Source organism: Pseudomonas sp. Leaf59, from assembly GCF_920984685.1.
Lineage (GTDB): Bacteria > Pseudomonadota > Gammaproteobacteria > Pseudomonadales > Pseudomonadaceae > Aquipseudomonas.
Window position 1 is genome coordinate 1 of the sequence record NZ_CAKLBR010000038.1, and the last position, 5550, is coordinate 5550.

2 tRNA genes and 3 rRNA genes are annotated in these 5550 nt (G+C 50.9%); all 5 read left to right on the forward strand.

Going from position 1 to position 5550, the window contains the following annotated elements:
• The first annotated feature begins 293 nt into the window (after positions 1-293).
• The 5 genes from LUB09_RS23785 to rrf all read left to right on the forward strand — a co-directional run bounded on the left by LUB09_RS23785 (position 294) and on the right by rrf (position 5534).
• Positions 294-1830, forward strand: a 16S ribosomal RNA gene (locus LUB09_RS23785).
• Positions 1831-1954: 124 nt separating this feature from the next.
• Positions 1955-2031, forward strand: a tRNA-Ile gene (locus tag LUB09_RS23790).
• Between the two features lie 10 nt (positions 2032-2041).
• A tRNA-Ala gene (locus LUB09_RS23795) sits at positions 2042-2117 on the forward strand.
• 237 nt (positions 2118-2354) lie between these two features.
• Positions 2355-5246 (forward strand): 23S ribosomal RNA (locus LUB09_RS23800).
• A 172-nt stretch (positions 5247-5418) separates the two neighbouring features.
• Positions 5419-5534, forward strand: a 5S ribosomal RNA gene (gene rrf, locus LUB09_RS23805).
• The 16S, 23S and 5S rRNA genes sit together here with 2 tRNA genes alongside, the layout of an rRNA operon.
• Positions 5535-5550 lie beyond the last annotated feature (16 nt).

A 5550-nucleotide genomic window follows, 5' to 3' on the forward strand; every position in this document is an offset into this window, starting at 1 on the left:
ACGAGAGATCGGAAGCGCAAGTGGTTGAAGTTGTTGAAGAATTCTTCGAAAGCTTCTGAAAATAATCACTTGACAGCAAATGAGGCTGCTGTAGAATGCGCGCCTCGGTTGAGACGAAAGATCTTAACCAACCGCTCTTTAACAACTGAATCAAGCAATTCGTGTGGGTGCTTGTGGAGTCAGACTGATAGTCAACAAGATTATCAGCATCACAAGTTACTCCGCGAGAAATCAAAGAATAACCAACGATTGCTGAGCCAAGTTTAGGGTTTCTTAAAAACCCAAAGATGTTTGAACTGAAGAGTTTGATCATGGCTCAGATTGAACGCTGGCGGCAGGCCTAACACATGCAAGTCGAGCGGTAGAGAGAAGCTTGCTTCTCTTGAGAGCGGCGGACGGGTGAGTAATGCCTAGGAATCTGCCTGGTAGTGGGGGATAACGTTCGGAAACGGACGCTAATACCGCATACGTCCTACGGGAGAAAGCAGGGGACCTTCGGGCCTTGCGCTATCAGATGAGCCTAGGTCGGATTAGCTAGTTGGTGGGGTAATGGCTCACCAAGGCGACGATCCGTAACTGGTCTGAGAGGATGATCAGTCACACTGGAACTGAGACACGGTCCAGACTCCTACGGGAGGCAGCAGTGGGGAATATTGGACAATGGGCGAAAGCCTGATCCAGCCATGCCGCGTGTGTGAAGAAGGTCTTCGGATTGTAAAGCACTTTAAGTTGGGAGGAAGGGCAGTTACCTAATACGTGATTGTTTTGACGTTACCGACAGAATAAGCACCGGCTAACTCTGTGCCAGCAGCCGCGGTAATACAGAGGGTGCAAGCGTTAATCGGAATTACTGGGCGTAAAGCGCGCGTAGGTGGTTTGTTAAGTTGGATGTGAAATCCCCGGGCTCAACCTGGGAACTGCATTCAAAACTGACTGACTAGAGTATGGTAGAGGGTGGTGGAATTTCCTGTGTAGCGGTGAAATGCGTAGATATAGGAAGGAACACCAGTGGCGAAGGCGACCACCTGGACTAATACTGACACTGAGGTGCGAAAGCGTGGGGAGCAAACAGGATTAGATACCCTGGTAGTCCACGCCGTAAACGATGTCAACTAGCCGTTGGAAGCCTTGAGCTTTTAGTGGCGCAGCTAACGCATTAAGTTGACCGCCTGGGGAGTACGGCCGCAAGGTTAAAACTCAAATGAATTGACGGGGGCCCGCACAAGCGGTGGAGCATGTGGTTTAATTCGAAGCAACGCGAAGAACCTTACCAGGCCTTGACATCCAATGAACTTTCTAGAGATAGATTGGTGCCTTCGGGAACATTGAGACAGGTGCTGCATGGCTGTCGTCAGCTCGTGTCGTGAGATGTTGGGTTAAGTCCCGTAACGAGCGCAACCCTTGTCCTTAGTTACCAGCACGTAATGGTGGGCACTCTAAGGAGACTGCCGGTGACAAACCGGAGGAAGGTGGGGATGACGTCAAGTCATCATGGCCCTTACGGCCTGGGCTACACACGTGCTACAATGGTCGGTACAGAGGGTTGCCAAGCCGCGAGGTGGAGCTAATCCCACAAAACCGATCGTAGTCCGGATCGCAGTCTGCAACTCGACTGCGTGAAGTCGGAATCGCTAGTAATCGCGAATCAGAATGTCGCGGTGAATACGTTCCCGGGCCTTGTACACACCGCCCGTCACACCATGGGAGTGGGTTGCACCAGAAGTAGCTAGTCTAACCTTCGGGAGGACGGTTACCACGGTGTGATTCATGACTGGGGTGAAGTCGTAACAAGGTAGCCGTAGGGGAACCTGCGGCTGGATCACCTCCTTAATCGACGACATCAGCTGCTCCATAAGTTCCCACACGAATTGCTTGATTCATTGAAGAAGACGATAGAAGCAGCTTTAAGCTCCAAGCTGATAGCTCTTAGCTAATCAGTTACGCGCTCGAAATTGGGTCTGTAGCTCAGTTGGTTAGAGCGCACCCCTGATAAGGGTGAGGTCGGCAGTTCGAATCTGCCCAGACCCACCAATTTTGTTATGGGGCCATAGCTCAGCTGGGAGAGCGCCTGCCTTGCACGCAGGAGGTCAACGGTTCGATCCCGTTTGGCTCCACCATTAACTGCTTCTGCTGTTAGAGTTTAGAAATGAATATTCTGACGTGAATATTGATTTCTAGTCTTTGATTAGATCGTTCTTTAAAAATTTGGGTATGTGATAGAAAGATAGACTGAACGTTACTTTCACTGGTAACGGATCAGGCTAAGGTAAAATTTGTGAGTTCTCTTAACTGAGAAATTCGAATTTTCGGCGAATGTTGTCTTCACAGTATAACCAGATTGCTTGGGGTTATATGGTCAAGTGAAGAAGCGCATACGGTGGATGCCTTGGCAGTCAGAGGCGATGAAAGACGTGGTAGCCTGCGAAAAGCTTCGGGGAGTCGGCAAACAGACTTTGATCCGGAGATGTCTGAATGGGGGAACCCAGCCATCATAAGATGGTTATCTTACGCTGAATACATAGGCGTAAGAGGCGAACCAGGGGAACTGAAACATCTAAGTACCCTGAGGAAAAGAAATCAACCGAGATTCCCTTAGTAGTGGCGAGCGAACGGGGACTAGCCCTTAAGTGGCTTTGAGATTAGCGGAACGCTCTGGAAAGTGCGGCCATAGTGGGTGATAGCCCTGTACGCGAAAATCTCTTAGTCATGAAATCGAGTAGGACGGAGCACGAGAAACTTTGTCTGAATATGGGGGGACCATCCTCCAAGGCTAAATACTACTGACTGACCGATAGTGAACTAGTACCGTGAGGGAAAGGCGAAAAGAACCCCGGAGAGGGGAGTGAAATAGATCCTGAAACCGTATGCGTACAAGCAGTGGGAGCCCACTTTGTTGGGTGACTGCGTACCTTTTGTATAATGGGTCAGCGACTTATTTTCAGTGGCGAGCTTAACCGAATAGGGGAGGCGTAGCGAAAGCGAGTCTTAATAGGGCGTCTAGTCGCTGGGAATAGACCCGAAACCGGGCGATCTATCCATGGGCAGGTTGAAGGTTGGGTAACACTAACTGGAGGACCGAACCGACTACCGTTGAAAAGTTAGCGGATGACCTGTGGATCGGAGTGAAAGGCTAATCAAGCTCGGAGATAGCTGGTTCTCCTCGAAAGCTATTTAGGTAGCGCCTCATGTATCACTGTAGGGGGTAGAGCACTGTTTCGGCTAGGGGGTCATCCCGACTTACCAAACCGATGCAAACTCCGAATACCTACAAGTGCCGAGCATGGGAGACACACGGCGGGTGCTAACGTCCGTCGTGAAAAGGGAAACAACCCAGACCGTCAGCTAAGGTCCCAAAGTTATGGTTAAGTGGGAAACGATGTGGGAAGGCTTAGACAGCTAGGAGGTTGGCTTAGAAGCAGCCACCCTTTAAAGAAAGCGTAATAGCTCACTAGTCGAGTCGGCCTGCGCGGAAGATGTAACGGGGCTCAAACCATACACCGAAGCTACGGGTATCACGTAAGTGATGCGGTAGAGGAGCGTTCTGTAAGCCTGTGAAGGTGAGTTGAGAAGCTTGCTGGAGGTATCAGAAGTGCGAATGCTGACATGAGTAACGACAATGGGTGTGAAAAACACCCACGCCGAAAGACCAAGGTTTCCTGCGCAACGTTAATCGACGCAGGGTTAGTCGGTCCCTAAGGCGAGGCTGAAAAGCGTAGTCGATGGAAAACAGGTTAATATTCCTGTACTTCTGGTTATTGCGATGGAGGGACGGAGAAGGCTAGGCCAGCTTGGCGTTGGTTGTCCAAGTTTAAGGTGGTAGGCTGAGATCTTAGGTAAATCCGGGATCTTAAGGCCGAGAGCTGATGACGAGTGTTCTTTTAGAACACGAAGTGGTTGATGCCATGCTTCCAAGAAAAGCTTCTAAGCTTCAGGTAACCAGGAACCGTACCCCAAACCGACACAGGTGGTTGGGTAGAGAATACCAAGGCGCTTGAGAGAACTCGGGTGAAGGAACTAGGCAAAATGGCACCGTAACTTCGGGAGAAGGTGCGCCGGTGAGGGTGAAGGACTTGCTCCGTAAGCTCATGCCGGTCGAAGATACCAGGCCGCTGCGACTGTTTATTAAAAACACAGCACTCTGCAAACACGAAAGTGGACGTATAGGGTGTGACGCCTGCCCGGTGCCGGAAGGTTAATTGATGGGGTTAGCTAACGCGAAGCTCTTGATCGAAGCCCCGGTAAACGGCGGCCGTAACTATAACGGTCCTAAGGTAGCGAAATTCCTTGTCGGGTAAGTTCCGACCTGCACGAATGGCGTAACGATGGCGGCGCTGTCTCCACCCGAGACTCAGTGAAATTGAAATCGCTGTGAAGATGCAGTGTATCCGCGGCTAGACGGAAAGACCCCGTGAACCTTTACTATAGCTTTGCACTGGACTTTGAATTTGCTTGTGTAGGATAGGTGGGAGGCTTTGAAGCGTGGACGCCAGTCTGCGTGGAGCCAACCTTGAAATACCACCCTGGCAACTTTGAGGTTCTAACTCAGGTCCGTTATCCGGATCGAGGACAGTGTATGGTGGGTAGTTTGACTGGGGCGGTCTCCTCCTAAAGAGTAACGGAGGAGTACGAAGGTGCGCTCAGACCGGTCGGAAATCGGTCGTAGAGTATAAAGGCAAAAGCGCGCTTGACTGCGAGACAGACACGTCGAGCAGGTACGAAAGTAGGTCTTAGTGATCCGGTGGTTCTGTATGGAAGGGCCATCGCTCAACGGATAAAAGGTACTCCGGGGATAACAGGCTGATACCGCCCAAGAGTTCATATCGACGGCGGTGTTTGGCACCTCGATGTCGGCTCATCACATCCTGGGGCTGAAGCCGGTCCCAAGGGTATGGCTGTTCGCCATTTAAAGTGGTACGCGAGCTGGGTTTAGAACGTCGTGAGACAGTTCGGTCCCTATCTGCCGTGGACGTTTGAGATTTGAGAGGGGCTGCTCCTAGTACGAGAGGACCGGAGTGGACGAACCTCTGGTGTTCCGGTTGTCACGCCAGTGGCATTGCCGGGTAGCTATGTTCGGAATAGATAACCGCTGAAAGCATCTAAGCGGGAAACTAGCCTCAAGATGAGATCTCACTGGAACCTTGAGTTCCCTGAAGGGCCGTCGAAGACTACGACGTTGATAGGTTGGGTGTGTAAGCGCTGTGAGGCGTTGAGCTAACCAATACTAATTGCCCGTGAGGCTTGACCATATAACACCCAAGCAATTTGACTACTCCTGACTTGGAAACAAGTAGAAGCATCAGATTGCGGTGTGTGAAGACGAGATGAACCGAAAGTTCGACGCTCACAAAACACCGACAGCTGTCACATACCCAATTTGCTGAAGCGAGGCCATCTGGCCGCGACTCAGTACCCGAATTTCTTGACGACCATAGAGCATTGGAACCACCTGATCCCATCCCGAACTCAGTAGTGAAACGATGCATCGCCGATGGTAGTGTGGGGTTTCCCCATGTGAGAGTAGGTCATCGTCAAGATTAAATTCCGAAACCC